This window comes from Deltaproteobacteria bacterium (genome assembly GCA_019912665.1).
Lineage (GTDB): Bacteria > Desulfobacterota > GWC2-55-46 > GWC2-55-46 > GWC2-55-46 > UBA5799.
Genome location: JAIOIE010000018.1, coordinates 119,940 through 143,227, shown reverse-complemented (window position 1 = coordinate 143,227; position 23,288 = coordinate 119,940). Strand labels below are relative to the sequence as shown.

Genomic DNA, 23,288 nt, shown 5'->3' with positions numbered 1-23,288 from the left:
GTTGGATTTCCCTCAGTTCCGAGAAGAGAGTAAGTTCAGGAAATATGACAAATGTCATTTTTTTCCCGACGGGCATCCTTATATAGTGTCCCGGAACTTGCCTGAAAAACGGCACAAGTGTACCTTCGTGGCGGCAGACGCCAAAAAAGGAGGAGTAAATGGCTGAAAAAGCGGATGGGCCGATACCGGCCTGGCAGGTCTTTTACGACAACATCTGGCTTCTTCTGATACTCGGCGTCGTTCTGCCGACGGTTGTCTACACGGTATGGGGGCTCATCGAGATAGCAATGGTGCCGCAGCTCCCCGTGGCCCCTTAAGGAGGTAGGAAATGGCGATACACGAACCCGAAAGAGTATGGTGGAACCCGCTTAGCAAGGACGAGAGGATATGGGTCGCGCTGGCCCTTATCTGGATGCTCGTCTCGTTCGTCTTCATGCCGGTCTACCACTTCGTGGGCGCGCAGAACCCGCCCTCCGAGACGTACAGGGTCTCGGCCGAGGACTTCGACAAGCTCGTCGACGGCATGGTGCAGAAATACCAGGTCGGCGAGGAGGCGGGCTTTCCGGTCGTCCGTCCCAACCCCGACGAGCCGGTCTACATAAGGGCCTCCATGTGGCAGTGGTACCCGATAGTCGAGCTTGAGAAGGGCAGGACCTACAAGCTCCACCTCTCGTCAGTTGACATCCAGCACGGGTTCTCGATACTGCCCATAAACATGAACTTCATGGTGCTCCCGGACTTCGACTACGTGCTTACGCTTACGCCGACCACGTCCGGCGAGTTCCACATAGTCTGCAACGAATACTGCGGCCTGGGCCATCACCTGATGGTGGGGAAGATGTACGTGAGGGAGCCTGAGGCCTGATTAGGTAGCCCCTCTTTTATAAAGAGGGGGCAGGGGAGATTATCTTTAGCGGATTATATTCCCCCTTTGTCCCCCTTTAGAAAAGGGGGACATTCAGAATTTCGGTTGTAGGGCGGGCTGTGACCGCCAAATCATGGGCCGAAAGCAGATTCTTCGGCTTCGCCTCGGAATGACAAACGAAGGGCTCGGAGCGATACATTTTTAAAGCTGTTAAGGCCAAACCGAAAGGAGGTCTGAAATGCCGAAACAGGACCACAGGGACATAATCGAGGCGCCGGGCGTTTTCGTACTCGCCCTCATATTCCTCGTTGTTTTCATCGTCATATGGTTCGTCCACCTCAAATGGCTCACCGACGTCTGGGGAGTTCAGTAGCATCCGGGCGCTGCCCGGACGCAGGGTTCTAACAGGTGTTAAAAACTCAAAGCACGTTCAGGCTGCTCAAAAAGCTCAAGATGCAAGGAGTCGAAAAATGAGGAATGAGGCGTACTTTTTTGTACGACGCAGTGACGAATTTTGAAGACGACGCAGCAGATTGGGCTTTTTCAGCAGCCTGTTAAATTCAGAACGGGAGGTGCTTGACATAATATGGCTATTTTCAGGACGGACCCGCTCTCAGGCCTCAAGATAGATTCGCAGACCGAGCACCTGGTAAGGTGGAACGTGATCGCCGCCCTCGCGACCTTCGCGGTAGGCGGCCTTCTGGGGCTCCTCGTCGTCCTCACCAGGTGGCCGAGCGTGCATCTCCTGCCGCTCGATTACTATTACAGGTTCCTTACCCTCCACGGCATAGACGCGCTGCTGGCGTGGATAATCTTCTTCGAGGTCGCGCTCGTGCACTTCACCTCGGCCGCGCTCCTGGGCACGCGCTCATACGTGCCGTGGCTCGGGTGGGTCGCCTTCGCGCTCATGCTCATTGGCGGGGCGATAATCAACATAATCGTCCTCATGGGCGGGGCCGACGTGATGTTCACCTCTTACGTGCCGCTTAAGGGCGACCCGCTCTATTACCTCGGGGTCATCCTCTTCGCGGTGGGCGCGCTTCTCGGCTTCATCATCTTCTTCATCAACGTAGCGCTCTCGAAGAGGGACGGAGGGTACAAGCGGACCCTGCCGCTCGGCTCCTTCGGCATGCTGGCCGCGAGCATCATAGGAATACTCACGCTCGCGCACGGCGCGGCCATTATGATTCCCACGCTCCTCTGGTCCATGGACCTCATGAGCTACATCGACCCGGCGGCCTACAGGCTCGTCTTCTGGGGCCTCGGACACCCCTCGCAGCAGATAAACGTGAGCGCCATGGTCGCCGTTTGGTACATGACCTCGTACTTCGTCATAGGGGGAAAGCCCCTTAACGAGAAGCTCTCGAGGACGGCCTTCGTCCTCTATATCCTCTTTATCAACGTCGCCTCCGAGCACCACCTGCTAGTGGACCCGGCCCTTTCCAACTGGCACAAGGTCGTGAACACGAGCTACATGATGCACCTCGCGGTGCTCGCGAGCATGATACACGCCTTCGCGGTCCCTGCGTCGATGGAGGTCGCCCTCAGGAACCAGGGTTACACCAGGGGGCTTTTCGAATGGCTCAAGAAAGCGCCTTGGGGCAACCCGGCCTTCTCGGCGATTGCCATATCGATACTCCTCTTTGGTTTCCTCGGCGGCATAACCGGCGTAATCTTCGGGACCGAGCAGTTCAATATCATCCGCCACAACACAATCGCCATCACCGGCCATTTCCACGGCACGGTCGTCGCGGGCACAACGGTAGCCTTCATGGGCTTCACCTACCTCCTCGTGCCTTACGTCTTCAGGAGGGAGCTCATCTGGAAGGGCTTCGCGAGCATCCAGCCCTATATCTACGGGGTCGGCGTGGCGCTCCTTTCCATTGGCATGATGTCGGCCGGATCCTTCGGCGTGCCCAGGAGGCATTACGACATAACCTTCTCGGGCGCGCCCTTCTCATTCTCGTTCGACCCGTCGATAGACCTCTTTCTTTCCATGATGGGAGTGGGGGGCTTGCTTGCGGTGACGGGCGGGGCGCTCTACATAGCGCTCTCGTTCGGCTCCATAATCTGGGGGAAGAGGATAGAGGGCTGACCCGGAATGGGAGCGCGAGGACTGCGCTCGACTTAAACGCATCAGGAAAGCGGGGCCGTTTTTTTGCGGCCCCGCTTTTTTTATATCGCAAGCTCTCGGCCGCTGTATTTCCCTGCCGTGAAATGATATACTTTTCAATGCGTTATGCTTTTGACAAAGGTCATATGAAGAGCGGCCCCCGGCTGTTACCATTGTCAAAAGATTACGCCCCCGGAGGATTCTTTGAAAATGCCCGCTTACCTGGCCCTGCTGCTCCTCTTCCTGCACCTCACTGCCGCGCCTTCGTTCGCTCTCCAGCAGCTCGACCCCGTTGTCCTAAAGGCCGCTGTCGATAATTCGCTCAAAGCCGAAGGCCGGAAGCTCGGCGATTACGCACTTTTCGACCAGGACGGGAAGAGTTTCATGCTGAGCGAGTATTTCGACAAGGGAAAGCCCCTGGTACTGAGCTACATCTACACTAGCTGTCCGGAGGTCTGCCCCACGATAACGATGGAGCTTAAGAGGGCGGTCGACGGGGCAAGGGAAAAGTTCGGGGACAGGTTCGAGGTCCTGACCATTGGATTTGACGCGGCGAACGACACGCCGGAGCGCCTTAAGAGATACGGAGCGAGCTATACCGATGCCTTCGAGGGCTTCAGGTTCGCGGGAGGCGACGCGGAGACCATAGAGAATCTGCTCGCCGACGCCGGCTTCTTCCATTTCAGGCAGGACGACGGCAGCTTCGACCACATGGACATGGTGACGACAATAAAGCCGGACGGCACCATTTACAAGCAGGTCTTCAGCCTCCGTTCCCAGCCGCAGAACCTGGCCATGCGCCTTGACGAGCTCATAGCTGGCAAGGCCGCCGTTTCGGGCTCGCTCACCTTTGTGGACAGGATCAAGTTCTTCTGCTACAGGTACGACCCGCAGTCCGGAAAATACGTGCTCGATTACCCCGTCTTCGTGAGCATAGCCCTCCAGGCGCTCATAATAGGGGTGATAATATACGCGGTATGGGGGAGAAGGATAGGCAAATGGATGAAAAGGAAATGACAAAGGGCGCTCCGGGGGCTAAGCGGGAGTTCTCCGGCGGCGCGGTCCAGAGATTATGGCTCCGGATGGAAGCCCAGGTGAGCCGCCTGACCACCCCGGCCTACAATCCCTTCCACTACCTCGGCGCGCTCGGCATATTCTTCCTCTGGGTCATACTCGTCTCCGGCGTATACCTCTTCCTCTTCTACAGCATAAGCGTAAAGGGCGCGTGGCTTTCCGTCCAGGACCTGACCGTCAACCAGTGGTATCTTGGCGGGGTCATGAGGAGCCTCCACAGATACGCGTCCGACGGGCTCGTGCTCGTCATGGTCCTTCACGCACTCAGGTGCTACATGCTCGACAGGTACGCCCACTGGAGGTGGGTCGCGTGGGTCACGGGCATAGGCATAGCATGGGTCATAGTAACGGCGGGCATTTTCGGCTACTGGATGGTTTGGGACCAGAGGGCGCAGCTCATAGCCACGCTCTCGGCGCACATGCTCGAGAATATCCCGATATTCGGCATACCCTTGAGCCTGAATTTCGCGAGGGCCGAGCACCTTACCGATCAATTCTTCTACATACTGCTCTTCATACACTTCTCCTCCATCTTCTTCCTATTCATACTCATACTCGTCCACATAGCCAGGATAACCAGGGCGATAATAAACCCGCCGAGGGTCCTGGCCTACGCGGTCATGGCCGTCCTCTTCGCCGTCTCCTTCATCAAGCCCGCTACGAGCGCGCCACCGGCCGAGCTCGGGAGGCTCGTCGAGGCGGTCCCGTTCGACTGGTTCTACATGTTCATATACCCGCTCCTCGCTTATATGAGCGCTCACCAGCTCTGGGGCTTCATAGTCGCGGCCACCCTCATCGCAGCCGCGGTGCCGTGGCTGACGCGTTCCCGCCGCGGGCCCGCCGTCCGGCTCAAGCTCGAAAACTGCACGGGGTGCGAGCTCTGCATGGAGGACTGCCCGTACCAGGCCATATACATGAGGAAGAGGACGGACGGGATGCCGTACCCGCTTGAGGCGGTCATAATACCAAAGCGGTGCGCAAGCTGCGGCATATGCATGGGCTCCTGCGACTACAATGCGCTCGACCTCCCGGACATGACAGAGGCCGACGTCAAGGCCAGGATACGGAGCCTTTCGAAGGAGCTTAAGGAGGCCGGGGGAGGCCCCGGCGTGCTCGTCTTCGCGTGCGCCAAAAGCGCAAGGCTGGATTCCATCACGGGCCCGGACGGGAGTCTAAAGGGCCGCGAATGGGCCAGGGTGGTATCACTCCCATGCATAGGCATGCTCCAGCCATCGATGCTCTCGATACCGTTCGAGAAGTCCATAGGCCTCGACGGCGTCTTCGTTTCGAGCTGCCGCAAGGGCGACTGCCAGTACAGGAAAGGGGACGAGTGGTTCACCGGCAGGCTCCACGGGTACAGGCCGCCGCTCGTGAGGAAGTCAATCGACAGGTCCAGGATACGGACCGTTTATCTGTCGTCGGCAGAGGAAACCGGGTTTTTGAAGGGCCTGGACGAGTTCCGCTCTTCCCTCGCTGACAGGAGGAAATAAGGAAACATGGTCATTATATTAGTCACTCTCTTCGCATTTCTCATCCCGGTAGCGTTCGTGCTGTGGAGGGAATGGAAGAAGGGAAAGGAAAGGGAGGCCAGGGAAGGCATCGCCGCGAGGAAAAAGGAGCCGGTGCCCATCTCCGGGGTCATAAGATCGACCTTCGCGCTTCTTATACTCCTTGCCCCCGTTTATTTCATCTCCGACCCTCCGTACGCCCATTACGGCCCGGAGGATTCGCTACTCAAGGTAGCTTTCAAGCAGTCCGGGAAGAAGGTCGAGGACTGCGACGAGGGCGGCCTTATAAGGCAGGAGGGCGAGAGATACAGGGGAGAGCTAAAGGACGCGCGGCGGGTGCAGATGGACATAGCCAGGCTCGCCAAGTGCTCGCGGGAGAGACACCCCGTTATGGTCGAAGTATACATAGACGGCGAAAAGGCGCTCGATAAGGCCTACGCGCCAACGGGCCTTAAAAAGGACATGGCCTCCTACATCTACGGCGAGTTAAGCATCAAGCCCGGCGAGCGGAAGATAAAGGCGCTTATGTACAACGCCGGGACAAAGGAAAAATCCGCCTATGCCGTCGAAAAGACCATCGATGTCGCCCCCGGAGATGTAAAGGTCATCTGGTTCAGCGACAAGGCAGGTAACCTGGCGCTGGATTAACTGGTACAGGCAACCTCTAGTTGCCTGGAATAATAAGGAAGAAGAAAATTAATAGGGGGGAACTTTCCATAGGAAGTTCCCCCCCCATTGCCTTCCAGCCGTATCGCCCAGCCCCCTTTCCATCCCGCCTTGCAGAAATTCCTTTGTAAAATGGCATTTTAGGTTATAATACGGGGTGGTTACGCCAGCTCTGTAATCGTGCGCATCCGGTGCTTTCCTGCGCATGAATGCCAGCCTTTTTAAGAGGGGTTTCATGAGAATCGGTATCAGGGTCAAGCTCCTCATCTTTGCCGCCCTTGTCTGGGCCGTCATCTTCGGCATTTATAGCGTATACATATATAAGGAGAGGATCGCCCAGACCCAGAGGATGGCCCACATGACCGCGAGCTATCTTACTAGGGAGCTCGCTGCCGGAAGCCAGTACTACACCTCGACGGTCGTCAGGAAGGCGCTTGATTCCGGCCTTTCCGTATCGAGCTCCTATTTGAACGAGGAACGGGCCATACCGCTCCACCTCACATTCCTCAAGGAGGCATCCCAGGGCCTTGGCTCAGAGGGCTTCTTCCACATGGAGCTCGTAAGCCTCCGCCCCGTAAACCCTGCCAACCTTCCCAAGGACGACTTCCAGAAAGAGGCCCTGAGCAGGTTCGACAAGGGTGCGGTCGCTGAGTTCTACAGGTTCGAGGACTATAAGGGGAAGAGGTCCATCAGATACATGCTTCCGGACATAGCCACTTCCCAGACCTGCGTTGACTGCCATAACGGGCATGCGGCAAGCCCGAAGAAGGACTACAGGATAGGGGACGTCACAGGAGGTCTCGAGGTCATAATACCCATAGAAAACGAGCTTGCGGCGGCCATGAACGACATATGGCGCTCGATAGGCTTCGGTTTCGTGGTGGTCCTGGCTATGGGCCTTGTAGGCCTCGCCTTCATAAGGAAGGTCGTCACCTCTCCCATACTGTCGCTGGTGGAGACGACCAGGCATCTCGCCTCCGGGGACCTTACTGGCAAGGCCGAGGTGGACTCGAACGACGAGATAGGCGATCTCGGCGGGCAGATGAACGAGGTCGTAAGGAACCTTCACAGGATGATAGAGGACATGAGGCGGACTTCGGACGAGGCGACGGGAATCTCCAAGAGGGTCGCCGAGATGAGCAGCTCCGTTCTCGAGGGCTCGAACGCCCAGGGCGCGGCCCTCGACTCCATAGGGTCCAACATGGGCGGGATAAACGCCTCCATATCCGGCATAGCCAATTACACCGAGGTCCTTGCCAAGTCGCTCGAAAAGGGCTCCATCTCGGTCCTCGAGCTCGGCGCGAGCATAAACGAGGTCGTGGACAGCATGGAGGCGCTCTCGATGAGCGTGGACGAGACCTCGGCGTCCACCAGGGACATGTCCTTCTCGATAAAAGACGTCTCCGAGAGCATAGAGAGCCTCTCTTCGGCCGTTACGCAGGTCTCGTCGTCGATAACGCACATAAGCGCGAGCATAAGGGAGGTGGAGGCCAACGCGGCAGAGGCCTCCATGTTCGCGGAAGAGGTCATAAGGGACGCCAAGGCCGGCATGGAAACGGTCGAGTCTACCATAGACGGGATATTGAAGACCAAAGAGATAACGAGGGAGTCAACGCACATAATAAACAGCCTCTCTGAAAGGATTAAAGAAATCGGGAAAATACTCGATGTGATACAGGAGGTGGCGGAGGAGACGAACCTCCTTGCCCTCAACGCGGCCATAATAGCGGCCCAGACCGGCGACCACGGAAAGAGCTTTTCCGTCGTGGCAAACGAGATAAAGGACCTGGCCGAAAGGGCCTCTACCTCAGCAAAGGAGGTCTCCGAGATAATCCACGCCGTAGAGCTCGAGTCCGACAGGGCGGTGAAGTCCATGGAGCGCGGCTACCTGAGCGTCGAGGAGGGCGTAAGGCTCTCGATGAAAGCCGGGGAGGGGCTCGAGAAGATACTTGGGAGCGCAAAGCGGTCCACCACGAGCGTAAGGCAGATAGCCGCCGCATCCGAGCTCCAGGCCAGGGAGAGCAGGATGGTTGCCGAGACGACCGAAAAGCTCGCGGAGATGACGAGGAGGATAGTGAACGCCACACACGAGCACGCCAGGGGGAGCGAGCTCATAAACAAGGCTACCGAGCGCATGTCCGAGATAACCTACAGGGTCAAGGCCACTACCAAGTCGCAGGCCGAGTCCACTCGCCAGGTAACATCCACAATAGGCGACGTAAACAGGATGGTCGCTTATATAAATGACGTCATAAAGGAGCAGAGCAGGAATACGACGAAGGTGCTGGAGGCCCTGGACGCCGTACGGAAGGTCTCGTTTGAAAACATAGAGAGGGCGGTTACCGCGGACAGGGCGGTCGAGGAGCTTGCCAGGCTCGACCGCGAGATGACCGAGCGGGTGAAGAGGTTCAAGCTAAAATAGACCGATCCGGGGTTCAACCGGCCTGAAACCGGGGCTTTCGGGCAGTAAAAGGGCTTGCAAGGGGGGATTTGATACCTTATAATACCTAAGTTTGCTATAAAAGACGCCTTTTTGCGTTGCAAAGCCCCCTTAAAGGGCTCCGGCCTAAGCAAACCTGCCTCAATTTTTGAAAGCTTCTCAGCTGGCGGCATTGCTCCTGAAAATGGGAATGGGCGCAACCTCCGGGCCCGGAAGGAAAGTCCCTTGCGAGAGTGGCGGAATCGGCAGACGCGCCAGACTTAGGATCTGGTGGGCAACCGTGGGGGTTCAACTCCCCCCTCTCGCACCAGTTTCCCAGGGTCTGAAGAAAACTCATATAGAATAGAGGGAAGGGTAAGATGCAGAACATCAGAGTCGAAGTCGAGGATTTGACCCCGGTAAAGAAGAAGCTCGATATCTCGGTGCCCGCCGAGACGGTAAGGAAGGAAATAGACGCGGCGTACCGCTCTATGAAGTCCACGGCGAACGTCGCCGGGTTCAGAAAGGGCTCGGTCCCGCTGAATATTTTGAAGGCCAGGTTCGCGAGCCATGTCCAGGAGGACGTGACGAGGAAGCTGATAGAGTCGACCTACCCCCATGCATTGGGGGAGAAAAAGCTCATGCCGGTCGAGGCCCCGAGCTTCGAGCTCAAGACCGAGAAGATAAGCGAGGACAGCGACTTCTCGTATTCGGTGACCGTCGAGGTCCAGCCGAGCGTCGAGATCGACGGCTACAAGGGCATGGAACTCAAAAAAGAGGAGGTTACGATCACCGAGGAAGACATGGAAAGGGGCCTGAATAACCTCTGCAAGGCTGCCGGCGAATGGGTTGAGGCCGACAGGAGCTCGGAGAACGGCGACATGGTCGTCGTGGATTTCGAGGCGTTCCTTGACGGTGAGCCGATAAAGAACGGAAAAAGTTCGGATTACGGGTGTATAATAGGTGAGAAGACGCTTCTTCCAGGCTTCGACGAGGCGCTCAAGGGCGTAAAAAAGGGTGAAAAAAAAGAATTTGAAATCAAGTTCCCCGAGAACTACAGCGAAACCGGCCTTGCCGGCAAGACAGGGCTCTTTAAGGTGGTCGTCAAGTCCGTGAAGGAGAAGGGGACCCCCGAGGTGAATGACGAGTTCGCCAAGGAGCTTGGCCTTGAGAGCGTCGAGGCGCTTCGCGCAAAGGTCAGGGAGGAAATAGAGAAGCACAAGAAAGCCGACTCCAAGGAGCGCCTGAAGACCGAGATACTCACGAAGCTCATAGAGAAGCACGCGTTCGATGTGCCTCAGGCGCTCGTCAACAGGTACCTGGGCATAATACTCGGCAGGGTGATCGAGAACATGAAGGCCGGGGTGATAGCCCCGGAGGACAAGGGGCTCGACATAGAGAAGCTCAAGGAGAAGTATACGCCCGCGGCCGTACGGTCGGTCAAGGAAGATATCATCCTCGACCATATATCCGCGAAGGAGCAGGTGGACGCGAGCGCCCTCGAGGTAGAGGACGCGGTAAGGAACATAGCGGCCCAGAGGGGCGTTTCCTACGAGTCCCTCATGGCCAGGATAGAAAGGGAAGGAGCCCTCGAGGTCATAAAGGACGGGCTCAGGCACGAGAAGGTATTCGATATCATCATAGAGGCGAGCAAGCCGGCCCCGTAGTCGGCCCGGCAATAAAAACAGGCGGCCTCTAAAAATTAGACATTTTTCCCGCATCAAGTGAGGGCCGGGAATAAAAAGCGGAGCATATATGTGAATATGTGAGCATTTTTATTCACGGCCTGACAAAGAGTCCGGGGAAAAGATCAATTTTTAGGGGTTGCCATAAACGGGAGGGGATATGAATCTTGTCCCTATTGTAGTCGAGCAGACTGGCAGGGGAGAGCGGTCGTACGACATCTATTCCAGGCTCCTCAAGGACAGGATAATCTTCCTGGGGAGCGGCGTGGACGACAATATCGCGAACCTGATTGTCGCCCAGCTCCTTTTCCTCGAATCCGAAGACCCTGAGAAGGACATCCACATCTACGTGAACTCCCCCGGTGGGCTCGTAACCGCCGGCCTCGCGATCTACGACACAATGCAGTACGTTAAGCCTGACGTCTCGACCATCTGCATCGGGCAGGCGGCTTCTATGGGGGCGCTCCTCCTCGCGGGTGGCGCGCCGGGCAAGCGCTATGCGCTTCCGCATTCGAGGATACTCATTCACCAGCCCCTGGGCGGAGCGCAGGGCCAGGCGACGGACATAGACATACAGGCCAAGGAGATACTGCGGGTAAGGGAAGAGCTGACCACCATACTGGCCCGGCATACCGGCCAGCCGCTCGACAGGATACACAGGGACACCGAGCGCGACTTTTTTATGACTGGGCAGCAGGCGGTCGAGTATGGTATAATTGACAAGGTCATAGAGAAGAGAGTCACAACTGAAGCCAAGCCGAAATAGGGATTAATAACGCGGGTTTCGGCCAAAGGAATGGTCGGAGGAGAAGATGTCGATCAACAAGAAAAGCGGCAGCTACCTGACCTGCTCTTTTTGCAGCAAGGGGCAGGATGAGGTGAGGAAGCTCGTAGCCGGGCCGATGGTGTACATCTGCGACGAGTGCATCGAGCTCTGCAATGACATCATTGCCGAGGAGTACGAGAAAGAGGAGTTCAAGAAGAGGGAGCATGCCATCCCGAAGCCCGCGGAGATAAAGAACATCCTCGACGAGTACGTCATCGGACAGGAGCACGCAAAAAGGGTTCTCTCGGTCGCGGTCCACAACCACTACAAGCGGATCGAGTCCAAGGTGTCCCTCGGGAACGTGGAGCTCCAGAAGTCCAACATACTCCTGGTCGGCCCGACCGGCTCCGGGAAGACCCTTCTTGCGCAGACCCTCGCGAAGATTCTGAACGTTCCCTTCACCATAGCCGACGCCACCACCCTCACCGAGGCCGGGTACGTGGGCGAGGACGTTGAGAACATAATACTCTCCCTTCTGCAGAACTCCGAGTACGACATCGAGAGGTGCCAGAAGGGCATAGTCTATATAGACGAGATCGACAAGATATCGAGGAAGAGCGACAGCCCCTCCATAACCAGGGACGTCTCAGGCGAGGGCGTACAACAGGCGCTCCTTAAGATAATCGAGGGGACCGTGGCCAACGTGCCGCCCAAGGGCGGCCGCAAGCACCCGCAGCAGGAGTTCCTGCAGGTGGACACCACCAACATACTCTTCATCTGCGGCGGGGCATTCTCGGGCCTGGATTCTATTGTGGCGCAGAGAGTAGGGAAGAGGGCCGTGGGCTTCAGCACGGACGAATCGAAGCAGAAGGACGTGGACACGAGCTACACGAAGCTCATGCACCAGGTCGAGCCCGGCGACTTCCTCAAATACGGGCTCATACCCGAGTTCATGGGCAGGCTCCCGGTGACGGCCGTCCTCGACGAGCTCAATGAGAAGGACCTGGTGAGGATACTCACGGAGCCCAGGAACGCACTCATAAAGCAGTACCAGAAGCTCTTCGAGTTCGAGAACGTGAAGCTCAAATTCACGGACAGCGCGCTTGCTGCGGTCGCGAAGGAGTCTATGAGGAGGAAGGCGGGGGCAAGGGGCCTCCGCGCCATCCTCGAGAACGTGATGCTCGATACGATGTACGAGCTTCCCTCGCAGACCAACATCAAGGAGTGCATAATCAACGAGGACGTTATCTTCGACAAGGCCAAGCCCATAATCGTGTACGGCAACAGGGCTGAGACGGCCTGAAACCCCGCCCGAATCGGCGTATTTCAAGTTTTCGTATAACGGGCCGCCGAAAGTGGCGGCGCCCGGGTTTTGGGCAGTAAGCGCCAGGGCCGGCCATCAGCCCGGCCCGGAGGGTTTTAGAGATGCTGTCCTTCATAAAGGGAGGAAGGGATTTGAAGAGAGACAGGATGATAGTCCCGCTCATACCGTTAAGGGACATAATAATATTTCCATACATGGTAGTGCCCCTCTTCGTGGGAAGGGAGAAGTCCATAAAGGCCCTCGAGCTCGCGATGGGCTCGGACAAGTCCATACTGCTCGCCGCCCAGAAGAAGGCCAAGACCGAGGAGCCCGGCCAGGACGACATCTACGACGTAGGCACGCTCGGCACTATTCTCCAGCTCCTCAGGCTCCCGGACGGCACCGTAAAGGTGCTTGTCGAGGGCAAGAAGAGGGCGAAGATAAAGGAGTACGTCTCCGAGGACGACTGCTTCATGGTCGCGGTCGAGGAGGTCGAGGAGGTCATAGACGAGACCGTCGAGACCGAAGCCCTTACGAGGTCGGTCGTTAAGTCCTTCGAGTCCTACGTGAAGTTCAACAAGAGGGTCCCGCCCGAGATGCTCATGAGCGTATCCTCGATAGAGGACCCGGGCAGGCTCGCGGACACCATCTGCTCGCACCTGACCATCAAGATAGAGGACAAGCAGGCGCTGCTGGCGCTCCCGAGCCCCACCAAGAGGCTCGAGAGGCTCTACTCCATCATGGAGAACGAGATCGAGATACTCGAGGTGGAGCAGAAGATCCGCCAGAGGGTCAAGCGCCAGATGGAGAAGACCCAGAAGGAATACTACCTCTCCGAGCAGATGAAGGCCATCCAGAAGGAGCTCGGCGAGAAGGACGACCTTAAGGGCGAGATACAGGAGTTCGAGGAAAAGCTCAAGACCAAGAAGATGTCCAAGGAGGCGAACAGGAAGGCCAAGCAGGAATTGAAGAAGCTTCGCCTCATGTCGCCCATGTCGGCCGAGGCCACGGTATCGAGGAACTACATAGACTGGCTCCTCTCGCTACCCTGGGACACGGTCACCGACGAGAAGAAGGACATAACCGAGGCCGAGAAGGTCCTGGACGAAGACCACTACGGGCTCAAGGCCGTGAAGGAACGGATAATCGAGTACCTGGCGGTAAGGGGCCTCGTAGACGAGATGAAGGGCCCGATACTCTGCCTTGTCGGCCCTCCGGGCGTCGGGAAGACCTCGCTTGCGAAGTCCATCGCAAGGGCCACCGGCAGGAACTTCGTAAGGCTCTCCCTCGGCGGAGTGAAGGACGAGGCCGAGATACGGGGCCACAGGAGGACCTACATAGGCTCCATGCCCGGTAAGATAGTTCAGTCGCTCAAGAAGGCGGGCTCCAACAACCCTGTCTTCCTCCTGGACGAGGTGGACAAGATGAGCCACGATTTCAGGGGGGACCCGGCAAGCGCATTGCTCGAGGTACTGGACCCGGAGCAGAACCATACGTTCAGCGACCATTACCTGGACTGCGACTACGACCTCTCGAAGATAATGTTCATAACGACCGCCAACTCGGTGCAGGGCATCCCTTACCCGCTCCTCGACAGGATGGAGCTTATAAGGATACCCGGGTACACCGAGCTTGAGAAGCTCCACATCGTGGAGCGGTTCCTGCTCCCGAAGCAGCTCAAGATGCACGGCCTTACAAAGGCGAACCTGGACATGGGGAAATCCACCATCCTCATGCTCATAAGGAGATACACGAAAGAGGCCGGAGTCAGGAACCTCGAGCGCCAGGTCGCTGCCATATGCAGGAAGGCGGCAAAGGAGATACTGAAGAAGGGCCTGAACGCGAAGGTGACGGTAACGGCCAGGTCGCTCGCCAAGTACCTTGGAGTGCCGCCCTATCGCTACGGCACTGTGGACAAGACGAACGAGGTGGGCATGGCCACCGGCCTTGCCTGGACAGAGGTCGGAGGCGAGCTCCTGGTAATAGAGGTGGCGCTGGTCCCCGGAAAGGGGAAGCTCACGATAACCGGAAAACTCGGAGAGGTGATGCAGGAGTCCGCGCAGGCCGCGATGACCTACGTCCGGAGCCGCGCAACCGAGCTCGGCCTCGAGAGGGACTTCTACCAGAAGCTCGACATACACATCCACGTGCCCGAGGGCGCAATCCCGAAGGACGGGCCGTCCGCCGGTATCACCATGGCAACGGCGCTCGTATCGGCATTGACGAAGATAGCCGTCCGCAAGGACGTGGCCATGACCGGCGAGATAACGCTACGCGGGAAAGTCCTTCCCATAGGCGGCCTGAAGGAGAAGCTCCTGGCGGCGCACAGGGCCGGCATACCCAAGGTGCTCATACCGGCCGAGAACGAGAAGGACCTTAAGGAGATACCGCAGCAGATCCTTAAGAAGGTCAAAACCGAGCTCGTCGAGCACATGGACGAGGTGCTCATAAAGGCGCTGGACGCGAAGACCAGGGAAGAGATATTCAAGGTCAAGGCCGTCGAGAAGGCGGTCGTACCTGATGCTCCTGCCGAGGCGCCCGCGCCTGTTGCAGGAGACCTCGTAAGGCACTAAGGCTTCGAATCTCCTTGACAGGGGAGGCCAAAACTGATAAAAAACTGAATCCCCCACCGAAAGGCGGGGGATTCAACTTGAGAGGCCGGGCAGTTTGATTTTGGGCGGCTAAGAAGCACTAAGCCGCGCCGGTTTCAGAGGGCGGATAGCTCAGTCGGTAGAGCACAGCCCTTACAAGGCTGGGGTCACAGGTTCGAACCCTGTTCCGCCTACCATGAATTACAGCCGCACCCTGCTATAATAAGAGGGCAGGCTTTTTTAAGCGTAAAAAACACGGGGCCGTAGTTAAGTCGGTTATAACGCTGGCCTGTCAAGCCAGAGGGCGCGGGTTCGAGTCCCGTCGGCCCCGCCAGACACGAAGAGCCCTGAAACCCGGAAAACCGGGTTTCAGGGCTCTTTTTATTAGGGCAACCTGCCGCGAATCCCGATTTCCTGATATAATCCATTGGCCAGGCCCCGTGGGGCCGTAAATTGGATTTTCTACAGGAGGGGACATGGCAAAACCGGAAAAGTTCGTCTACGTGTGCGTGAACGAGAGGCCCGAAGGGCACCCGAAGGGCTCGTGCACGCTGAGGGGAGGCCGCGAGGTGCTCATGGCTTTCGCAAAGGAATTCGAGCAGCAGGACCTCTTCGGCAGGTTCGCGCTCGTGCAGACCGGCTGCATGGGGCCGTGTTTCGAGGGGCCCATTGCCGCCGTATTCCCGGACAACGTCTTCTACAGGGACCTGGCCCCGGCAGACGCGGCGGCCATCACAAAGGAGCACCTTATCGGGGGGAAACCCGTCGTCAGGAAGGTGATGGAAGACAGGGATTGGAAGTAAGCGGGAAAGAATAAAAGAACAGGACGCGTTTTATCGATAGCGCCGTTCCCTTTGGGAACGGCGCTATCCCGTTTCCCTGCAGCGCGAAAAAGGAATTTCAGGGTACCACTTCGAGCACGCCTTCCATTCCTTTTTCCCTGTGGCTCTTTTGAAAAGGGAAGTCCTTCCCGCAGTGGAACGGGTATTTGCCTGCTTTTGTCGGCGTGAACCTTATGAAGACCGGTTTCCTCGTAAGCTCCTCCGAAACCTCGATCCCGGCTTCCGGGGCGTTTATGATAAAGTCGTGCGGGATAATCAATGCTTCGGACTTCAATTCAAGCTCGACAGGCACCCCGGCCTTGACGATTATATGGCCGGGTCTGAAATAATAGCTCCCGGCGGCCACTTCCGCCCTTTGGACCCAGTCCGGCCCGATTCGCGCCTCGTATGCATCGCCTTCCGGCTGTGAGAGCGCCGGTACTGCTCCAAGCGCAATCATGAGAACGGTAATAAGGAAATGCCTCATCCGACCCCCCTATACTCGCAGACCATATCTCTGTATGATTTCAGGCGCCCTTAATCGGAGTATAGCAGAAAAGCGCGATGCTATTTTCTGAAAGCCCCATATATCCGGCTGAGCGCTTTTTCGAGCACCGCTCTAGGGCAGGCGAGGTTCATCCTGTAAAAGCCTTCCCCGCCGGGGCCGAATATGCGTCCGGGCGTCATATCGACTCGTGCTTTCAAAAGGAGCCCTTCATCTACCGAGGCCTCCGGGAGGCCGAGGCCCCTGAAATCGAGCCACCCGAGATACGTCCCTTCCATGGCCGAGACCTTTACCTCCGGGAGTTTTTCCCGGAAAAAATCCCTCATAAAAAGATAGTTCCCGTTGAGATAGGTTATAAGCTCGTTGACCCATTCGCCGCCTTTTGCGTACGCGGCCTCCAGGGCGGCCATGCCGAGCACGTTCGGCCTCTTGAGCCCTGCCTTGGAGAGCGCCAGGTCGAACCTCTCATAGAGCCACTTGTCCGGTATTATGACATTTGCCACGTGCAGCTCGGCGAGGTTGAAGGTCTTGCTCGGCGAGGTGCATGTGACGGTAATACTCGAGACCTCGTCAGAAAGCATTGCCGTGGGCGTGTGCGTGCAGCCCGGCATTACGAGGTCCGCGTGTATTTCATCTGATATGATGATTATGCCGTTCTCGAGGCAGACTTCCGTCAGATCTTTGAGCTCGTCCCTCAGCCAGACCCTGCCCACAGGGTTATGCGGGCTTGAGATGATGACCATTTTCGTCCTGCCGTCGATTACGCGCTTAAAGCCCTCGATGTCCATGGAGTACGTGTTGCCTTCGCATTTAAGCGGGTTATTCACGACGACCCTGCCGTTATCGGCAATGACGGCCCTGAACGGGTGATAGACGGGCGGCTGTATCACGATCCTGTCCCCGGGCTCGGTAAAGGTCTGCACCGCGAAGGCGAGTGCCGGGATGACCCCGGGTGTGGGCCTTATCCATTCCTTCCTGACCTCCCAGCCGGACCTCTTCAAGAGCCATTTGGAGAGTGAAGAAAAATAGCCCTCTGGCACAACCGTATATCCGAAGACGCCGTGCCTGGCCCTTTCGACCACCGCGTCGATAACGAAGTCCGGGGCCTCAAAATCCATGTCGGCTATGGACATGGGGATCACATCCTCCACCTCGCCCTTCATCTGGTGGTGGTCCCATTTGACCGAGTCGGTCCCGGTCCTGGAGATTATCCTGTCGAAGTCATATTTCACGCCTGTATTCCTCCGGCTTTCTATCAGGATGTTGAAAAAGTCCTCCTGGGCTTTTTCAACCACGTCTTGGCAGGAATGAATCCGTCCAAGCCTCACGAATTGCTCGACTTGGATAGTCTTCGCAATTTGGCAACCATCCGTGGATTGCTTAGCAGGGTGTTTAAACACCCTGCTATTTTTTCCTTTTCGCGCCCCTTGAGGGCTCTGCAATCATCGGGTCGTCCGGCCAGTGGTGCTTCGGGTACCTTCCCCGGAGCTCCTTTTTAACGAGCTGGTAGCTTGACGTCCAGAACCCGGCAAGGTCGTCGGTTACCTGCATCGGGCGGCCCGCGGGTGAAAGGAGGTGAAGGAGGAGTTTTATTTTTCCTCCCGCTATCGTCGGGGTCGAGGCGAGCCCGAACATCTCCTGAAGCCTCACGGCGAGCACAGGACGCTCGCCCGAATAGTTGATGGTTATCTTCGAGCCGCTCGGGACCACGATGTGTGCCGGGGCGAGCCTGTCGAGCGATTCGCGCTCATCCCATGAGAGCATGCCGAGGATCGCAGCCTTCATATCAATGCCCTTAAGGTGCTCAAGCCTGGTCATGCCGGATGCGAACGGCCCGAGCCATTCCTCAAGCGAACCAAGGAGCTTTTCGTCCGAAAGGTCCGGAAAGACGGCCCCTGTAAGGTCGGCTACGCGGTTTAGAAAGTTTATGCGCGACCGCAGGCCCTCAGAGTGCCTGTCCCAGGGGAGCGCCCCGATGCCGTTCTGCCTGATCCCTTTAATGAGCGCAGTAAGCACCATCTCCCTGTCCGGGTTCTTAATCTGCCTCTCGGAGAGGACCAGTGCCGATAGCCTCTTTTCGGCCCTGGCGATAACGCATTTCTCCTGCTGGTCCCAATCGATGATGTCTATCGCCTCTATCTGGTCAGTGAAATACTCCTCAAGCCAGGGTCCGGGGAAAGGGGCCGCGAGGAAGACGCGGGATTCCCTCTCTCCGCCTTCTAGGCTCGCGGCGACAATGTATTCTTCGCTCGCGGTCGAGGGCGGAAGGAGCGCGCCCCTTCCGTTCGCGAGGAGATAGCGGTCGGCCCCTCCGCCGCCCCTTCTTTTCCCAATCCTGTCCGGATACGCGAACGCAAGGAGTAGCCCGGCCTTGTCCGGGTCTCCTGGCTTGCCCTTTATCCCGAGCGCTCTTTCGAGCTGCCGGGCGGCTGCTTTCACCCTTTCAAAGGCGCCCCTGTCGATGGTATGGGTCCCGCCGCGGGCGCCGCCAGAGAGTAGCTCAAGCCTGTGGCGCAGGTCCGGGTCCCTTTCGTCCTTGAGGAAGTCCCGCTCCGTAAGGAAGGCGGCGATATGGCAGGCGAGCGCGCCGAGCCCTATGGAGTTTCCCCTTATTACCATGTGCGCAAGGCGCGGGTGGAGCGGCAGCCTCGCCATCTCCCTTCCGTGGGCGGTTGCGCTGCTGTCGTGCCCTACGGCCCCGAGTCGGAAGAGAAGCTCCCTTGCCTGGGAGAGCCCCCCTTTCGGGGGCGGGTCGAGCCACCTGAGTTTCTCCGGGTCGGCGGCCCCCCAGACCGAAAGCTCAAGGGCAAGGGGCAGGAGATCGGCTTCCAGTATCTCGGGCGTGGCCCGTTCCTTTAGGGCCGCGTTCATGTGCTCGGGCCATAATCTCAGGCAAACTCCGGGGGCGAGCCTCCCGGCCCTGCCGCATCTCTGGGCCGCGGAGTCCTTTGTGACCCTGACCGTCTCAAGCCTGCTCAAGCCTGTAGCGGGAGAAAAGCGCGGCACGCGCTTAAGCCCCGAATCTATGACCACCCGTATCCCGTCTATCGTAAGGCTCGTCTCCGCTATGGAGGTGGCGAGCACGACCTTTCTCCTCCCCGGAGGCGGGGGCCTTATCGCCTGGTCCTGCGCCTCCCTGGAGAGGTCTCCATAGAGAGGGACGATATCCACGTCCGGCGTGGGTTTTTTCTCCATGAGCGCGCCTTCCACCCGCTTTATCTCGCCGCTACCCGGAAGAAATACCAGGACGCTCCCGGTTTCTTCCCTCAAGGCCGAAAGGACCGCGGAGGCTACCTTCTTCACGAAATCCGGCCCGGTCTCAGTATCGGCCCTCTCGGGCCTCAATGTGCCGGGTAAATACCTTGTAGCCACAGGATAAGAGGCCCCGAAGCTTCTTATGACCGGCGCACCTCCGAGGAGGGAAGCTATTTCCCTGCCGTCGAGTGTCGCCGACATGACGAGTATCTGGAGGTCCTCCCTTAATGCCGACTGGCATTCTAAGGTGAGGGCGAGGCCGAGGTCCGCGTGCACGCTCCTTTCATGGAATTCGTCAAAGATGACTATCCCGGTCCCTTCGAGCGAGGGGTCGTCCTGAATGAGGCGCGTGAGTATCCCTTCGGTAACGACCTCTATCCTAGTCCGGGGGCCGACGGAGCTGTCGAGCCTTGTCCTGTAGCCGACCGTCTCACCGGTCCTTTCGCCGAGGAGCTCGGCCATCCTCGATGCGGCGGCCCTTGCCGCGAGCCTCCTCGGCTCGAGCATCAGGATGCGTTTTTGACCAAGCCGGCTCTCCCCGAGAAGGGCCAACGGGACTATCGTGGTCTTTCCCGCGCCCGGAGAGGCCTCGAGGACCGCGTTCCGCCCTCCCTTGAGAGCGAGAAGGAGTTCCGGTAGGATCTCGTTCACCGGCAGGCCCGTGTCCCTGACTAGATTGGAAAGGTCTTTAAGCATATGATTTTTTAACATAAAAACAACTCAAGCCCAAACCAATTCAAGCACGCGCTCTGCCTTGTAAACCTATTTTGCTTCTTGGGGGTACATATTTGATGTTATTTTGTAATCTGATAGACTTTGATAGGTTTCCTTTGTAAACAGGCCATAAATGAGCGCAGCCATGAATATTCCTCCGGGCCGCTGGCTCGGATTTTTTGAGGGGGTTTTGATGAAGGAGAGGTTGGCTGAAGTGAAGTGGCACTCGCTCGGCGTAAAGGAGGCCATGGAGGCGCTTGATTCGGGTCCAAAGGGGCTTACCGCGTCCGAGGCGGCCCGGAGGCTCAAGGAGTTCGGCCCCAACCGCCTCACTCCGCAGAGGAAGCGGGGGCCTCTCGCCCGGTTCTTATCGCAGTTCCATAATGTCCTCATATACGTACTACTCATAGCGGCGGTCATCACAGCCCTCCTCGATCATTGGGTGGACTCGGGAGTCATCCTGGGCGTCGTTATCGTTAACGCGCTCATCGGGTTCATACAGGAGGGCAAGGCCGAGAAGGCCCTCGACGCGATAAAGAAGATGCTCTCGCTAAACGCCCTCGTCCTCCGGGACAACGTGAAAACGACAGTCCCTGCCGAGGAGCTCGTTCCCGGCGACATAGTATTCCTGCAGTCCGGGGACAAGGTGCCGGCCGACTTGAGGCTCGTATCCGTAAAGAGCCTCCGGATAGACGAGGCGGCGCTCACCGGTGAATCGGTGCCTGTCGAGAAGGCAGCCGAGCCAGCGCCGGAGCACGCCACCATCGGGGACAGGAACTCGCTCGCCTTCTCCGGCACGCTTGTCACATACGGACAGGCGAGCGGGGTCGTCGTTGCGACCGGCGACTCCACCGAAATAGGCCGGATAAGCTCTCTTCTTTCGGAGGTAGAGCCCCTTACGACGCGCCTCCTCCTCAGCATGTCCCAGTTCGGAAGATGGCTCTCGGCCGCGATAATCGCCCTTGCCGCCGCTACGTTCTTCTTCGGCATGCTCGTAAGGGATTATTCGGCGGGGGAGATGTTCCTCGCCGGCATAGGTCTCGCTGTCGCGGCCATACCCGAGGGGCTGCCCGCGATAATAACCATAACGCTCGCCATAGGCGTCCAGAGGATGGCGAGGCGTAATGCGATAATAAGACGCCTCCCGGCGGTCGAGACCCTCGGCTCCGTGACGGTCGTATGCTCGGATAAGACCGGCACCCTCACCCGTAACGAGATGACCGTCCAGTCGGTGATAACCCCGGGCAAGACCTTCACCGTGAGCGGCGTGGGCTACGACCCCCACGGCGGGTTCCTCCTCGGCGGCAAGGACATCGTTCCCGAGGAGCACCCCGGTCTCATGGAGATTGCGAAGGCGGGCCTCCTCTGCAATGACGCGACCCTCAGCAAGGACGAGGAGGAGTGGCGGGTGCACGGCGACCCTACAGAGGGCGCGCTCGTAACCGTTGCGCTCAAGGCCGGGCTGGAGCACGCGTTCATTAACGAGATGTTCCCGAGGGAGGACGCCATACCCTTCGAATCCGAGCACCGCTTCATGGCGACCCTCAACCACGACCACGAAGGGCACGCCTTCATATTTCTGAAGGGCGCGCCTGAACGGGTCTTAAAAATGTGCGGCAGCCAGAGGACTTCGGGAGGAGACGAAGAGCCGCTTGATCTATCATACTGGCAGGGGCGGGTGGCTGAAACCGCAAGCCGGGGGCAGAGGCTTATCGCGGTAGCTTGCAAGCCGGTATCGATAGAGGTGCACGAGCTTTCCTTTTCAGACGTGGAAGGCGGCCTTACTCTCCTCGGCATGTTCGGCATAATCGACCCGCCCAGGGCCGAGGCGATAAGCGCCGTGGCGCTCTGCAAATCGGCCGGGATACGCGTAAAGATGATAACCGGCGACCATGCCCTCACCGCCCGGTCAATAGGCTCCGCTATCGGCATCGGCGAGAACAGACAGTCCGTAACAGGCGAGGAGGTCGAGTCCATGGACTTTGCCAGCCTGAAAGAAGCAGTGGTTGATTGCGACGTCTTCGCACGCGTAAGCCCGGAGCACAAACTGAAGCTCGTGGAGGCCCTTCAGGATAACGGCGAGGTAGTGGCCATGACCGGCGACGGCGTAAACGACGCCCCGGCCCTCAAGAGGGCCGATGTGGGCGTGGCCATGGGCATAAAGGGGACCGAGGTCGCGAAGGAGTCCTCGGAGATGGTCCTTGCCGACGACAACTTCGCCTCGATATCGAACGCTGTCGAGGAGGGTAGGACCGTTTACGACAACATAATAAAGTCGATAACATTCATACTCCCGACAAACGGGGGCGAGGCGGGCATCATACTCGCCGCCATATTCTCCGGGATGATGCTGCCGATAACCCCGGTCCAGATACTCTGGGTGAACATGATAACCGCCGTGACCCTGGCCCTTTCTCTCGCTTTCGAGCCGCCCGAGGCGGACGTTATGAGGCGGCCTCCTAGGGACCCCAAGGAGCCGATACTCTCGGCCTTTCTCATCTGGAGGGTACTTTTCGTCTCAGGTATCATCATCATCGGAACGTTCGGCCTCTTCGTCCTGGAGAGGACGAACGGGACCCCGATAGAGGAGGCCAGGACAGTGGCCGTGAATACGCTCGTCATGTTCGAGGTCTTCTATCTCCTGAACACGAGGTATCTGAGGAGGTCTGTAGTATCTTTCGAAGGGCTCTTCGGCAACAGGTACGCCCTTATCGCGATAGCGCTGGTCGTCTTCTTCCAGCTCCTTTTCACGTACGTGCCTTTCCTGCAATCGCTCTTCGGCACGGCTGATATTGGGGTGTCGGACTGGCTGAGGATAGTGGCGGTCGCGTTTACCGTCTTCGTCCTCGTGGAAATTGAGAAATTCCTGATCGACAGGAACAGCCAGAGGACGACCGGGGTTTGGCATGGAAGGCACGGGTCCTGATTTCGCGCCCGTCCTGTCATTTTCAGTTTTTCAGGTTTTTCGTGAGGGCCGTTTCATCCGTATAAATCTCGACCAGG

The 23,288-nt window shown here is 58.0% G+C and carries 16 protein-coding genes and 3 tRNA genes; 16 read left to right on the top strand and 3 right to left on the bottom strand.

Annotated features, from left to right (window positions below):
- Positions 1-158: 158 nt before the first annotated feature.
- From K8I01_05080 to K8I01_05010, 15 genes are all read left to right on the top strand, one after another.
- Positions 159-317 (top strand): hypothetical protein, encoded by a 159-nt coding sequence (locus K8I01_05080; GenBank protein MBZ0219786.1) that lies wholly within the window; start codon positions 159-161, stop codon positions 315-317.
- A gap of 11 nt (positions 318-328) precedes the next feature.
- Positions 329-865: a cytochrome C oxidase subunit II gene (locus K8I01_05075; protein MBZ0219785.1), complete on the top strand. Its 537-nt coding sequence runs from the start codon at positions 329-331 to the stop codon at positions 863-865.
- Between the two features lie 586 nt (positions 866-1,451).
- The gene (locus tag K8I01_05070; GenBank protein ID MBZ0219784.1) at positions 1,452-2,960 is read left to right on the top strand and encodes a cbb3-type cytochrome c oxidase subunit I; all 1,509 of its coding nucleotides are present in this window, start codon (positions 1,452-1,454) and stop codon (positions 2,958-2,960) included.
- Positions 2,961-3,188: 228 nt separating this feature from the next.
- Positions 3,189-3,995 (top strand): SCO family protein, encoded by an 807-nt coding sequence (locus tag K8I01_05065; GenBank protein ID MBZ0219783.1) that lies wholly within the window; start codon positions 3,189-3,191, stop codon positions 3,993-3,995.
- Complete coding sequence (locus K8I01_05060; GenBank protein MBZ0219782.1) at positions 3,977-5,542, top strand: hydrogenase iron-sulfur subunit; 1,566 nt, start codon at positions 3,977-3,979, stop codon at positions 5,540-5,542. Before K8I01_05065 ends, K8I01_05060 begins: the two co-directional genes overlap by 19 nt.
- A 6-nt stretch (positions 5,543-5,548) precedes the next feature.
- A complete protein-coding gene (locus K8I01_05055; protein ID MBZ0219781.1) occupies positions 5,549-6,208 on the top strand; it encodes a hypothetical protein in 660 nt (219 codons plus the stop codon).
- A 253-nt stretch (positions 6,209-6,461) separates the two neighbouring features.
- Positions 6,462-8,648, top strand: coding sequence for a DUF3365 domain-containing protein (locus tag K8I01_05050; GenBank protein MBZ0219780.1), 2,187 nt, complete (start codon positions 6,462-6,464; stop codon positions 8,646-8,648).
- Positions 8,649-8,893: 245 nt separating this feature from the next.
- Positions 8,894-8,976: transfer RNA gene (locus tag K8I01_05045), tRNA-Leu, on the top strand.
- Between the two features lie 49 nt (positions 8,977-9,025).
- Entirely contained in the window at positions 9,026-10,312 is a 1,287-nt protein-coding gene (gene tig, locus K8I01_05040) for a trigger factor (GenBank protein MBZ0219779.1), read from the top strand.
- 178 nt (positions 10,313-10,490) lie between these two features.
- Positions 10,491-11,096 carry an ATP-dependent Clp endopeptidase proteolytic subunit ClpP gene (clpP, locus tag K8I01_05035; protein MBZ0219778.1) on the top strand — a complete coding sequence of 202 codons (606 nt, stop codon included), beginning with the start codon at positions 10,491-10,493 and terminating at the stop codon, positions 11,094-11,096.
- 46 nt (positions 11,097-11,142) lie between these two features.
- Positions 11,143-12,399 (top strand): ATP-dependent Clp protease ATP-binding subunit ClpX, encoded by a 1,257-nt coding sequence (gene clpX, locus K8I01_05030; protein ID MBZ0219777.1) that lies wholly within the window; start codon positions 11,143-11,145, stop codon positions 12,397-12,399.
- Between the two features lie 134 nt (positions 12,400-12,533).
- Positions 12,534-14,972: an endopeptidase La gene (gene lon / locus K8I01_05025; protein MBZ0219776.1), complete on the top strand. Its 2,439-nt coding sequence runs from the start codon at positions 12,534-12,536 to the stop codon at positions 14,970-14,972.
- A gap of 139 nt (positions 14,973-15,111) precedes the next feature.
- A tRNA-Val gene (locus K8I01_05020) sits at positions 15,112-15,187 on the top strand.
- A 60-nt stretch (positions 15,188-15,247) separates the two neighbouring features.
- Positions 15,248-15,324, top strand: a tRNA-Asp gene (locus K8I01_05015).
- Between the two features lie 142 nt (positions 15,325-15,466).
- Positions 15,467-15,793: a (2Fe-2S) ferredoxin domain-containing protein gene (locus K8I01_05010; GenBank protein MBZ0219775.1), complete on the top strand. Its 327-nt coding sequence runs from the start codon at positions 15,467-15,469 to the stop codon at positions 15,791-15,793.
- A 97-nt stretch (positions 15,794-15,890) separates the two neighbouring features.
- On the opposite strand, the gene K8I01_05005 is transcribed toward K8I01_05010, so the two are convergent.
- The 3 genes from K8I01_05005 to hrpB all read right to left on the bottom strand — a co-directional run bounded on the left by K8I01_05005 (position 15,891) and on the right by hrpB (position 20,267).
- Positions 15,891-16,298, bottom strand: coding sequence for a cupredoxin domain-containing protein (locus K8I01_05005; protein ID MBZ0219774.1), 408 nt, complete (start codon positions 16,296-16,298; stop codon positions 15,891-15,893).
- Between the two features lie 80 nt (positions 16,299-16,378).
- Positions 16,379-17,548, bottom strand: a complete 1,170-nt coding sequence (locus tag K8I01_05000; GenBank protein MBZ0219773.1) for a pyridoxal phosphate-dependent aminotransferase — start codon at positions 17,546-17,548, stop codon at positions 16,379-16,381.
- A 172-nt stretch (positions 17,549-17,720) separates the two neighbouring features.
- The gene (hrpB, locus tag K8I01_04995) at positions 17,721-20,267 is read right to left on the bottom strand and encodes an ATP-dependent helicase HrpB (GenBank protein ID MBZ0219772.1); all 2,547 of its coding nucleotides are present in this window, start codon (positions 20,265-20,267) and stop codon (positions 17,721-17,723) included.
- 211 nt (positions 20,268-20,478) lie between these two features.
- Here hrpB and K8I01_04990 point away from each other — a divergent pair, with 211 nt between their 5' ends.
- Positions 20,479-23,211: a cation-transporting P-type ATPase gene (locus tag K8I01_04990; protein ID MBZ0219771.1), complete on the top strand. Its 2,733-nt coding sequence runs from the start codon at positions 20,479-20,481 to the stop codon at positions 23,209-23,211.
- Positions 23,212-23,288 lie beyond the last annotated feature (77 nt).

Bases quoted from the DNA above. Each gene is read 5' to 3' on its own strand.
- K8I01_05080 (MBZ0219786.1), top strand. From the start codon at position 159: ATGGCTGAAAAAGCGGATGGGCCGATACCGGCCTGGCAGGTCTTTTAC.
- K8I01_05075 (MBZ0219785.1), top strand. From the start codon at position 329: ATGGCGATACACGAACCCGAAAGAGTATGGTGGAACCCGCTTAGCAAG.
- K8I01_05070 (MBZ0219784.1), top strand. From the start codon at position 1,452: ATGGCTATTTTCAGGACGGACCCGCTCTCAGGCCTCAAGATAGATTCG.
- K8I01_05065 (MBZ0219783.1), top strand. From the start codon at position 3,189: ATGCCCGCTTACCTGGCCCTGCTGCTCCTCTTCCTGCACCTCACTGCC.
- K8I01_05060 (MBZ0219782.1), top strand. From the start codon at position 3,977: ATGGATGAAAAGGAAATGACAAAGGGCGCTCCGGGGGCTAAGCGGGAG.
- K8I01_05055 (MBZ0219781.1), top strand. From the start codon at position 5,549: ATGGTCATTATATTAGTCACTCTCTTCGCATTTCTCATCCCGGTAGCG.
- K8I01_05050 (MBZ0219780.1), top strand. From the start codon at position 6,462: ATGAGAATCGGTATCAGGGTCAAGCTCCTCATCTTTGCCGCCCTTGTC.
- tig (MBZ0219779.1), top strand. From the start codon at position 9,026: ATGCAGAACATCAGAGTCGAAGTCGAGGATTTGACCCCGGTAAAGAAG.
- clpP (MBZ0219778.1), top strand. From the start codon at position 10,491: ATGAATCTTGTCCCTATTGTAGTCGAGCAGACTGGCAGGGGAGAGCGG.
- clpX (MBZ0219777.1), top strand. From the start codon at position 11,143: ATGTCGATCAACAAGAAAAGCGGCAGCTACCTGACCTGCTCTTTTTGC.
- K8I01_05010 (MBZ0219775.1), top strand. From the start codon at position 15,467: ATGGCAAAACCGGAAAAGTTCGTCTACGTGTGCGTGAACGAGAGGCCC.
- K8I01_05005 (MBZ0219774.1), bottom strand. From the start codon at position 16,298: ATGAGGCATTTCCTTATTACCGTTCTCATGATTGCGCTTGGAGCAGTA.
- hrpB (MBZ0219772.1), bottom strand. From the start codon at position 20,267: ATGCTTAAAGACCTTTCCAATCTAGTCAGGGACACGGGCCTGCCGGTG.
- K8I01_04990 (MBZ0219771.1), top strand. From the start codon at position 20,479: ATGAAGGAGAGGTTGGCTGAAGTGAAGTGGCACTCGCTCGGCGTAAAG.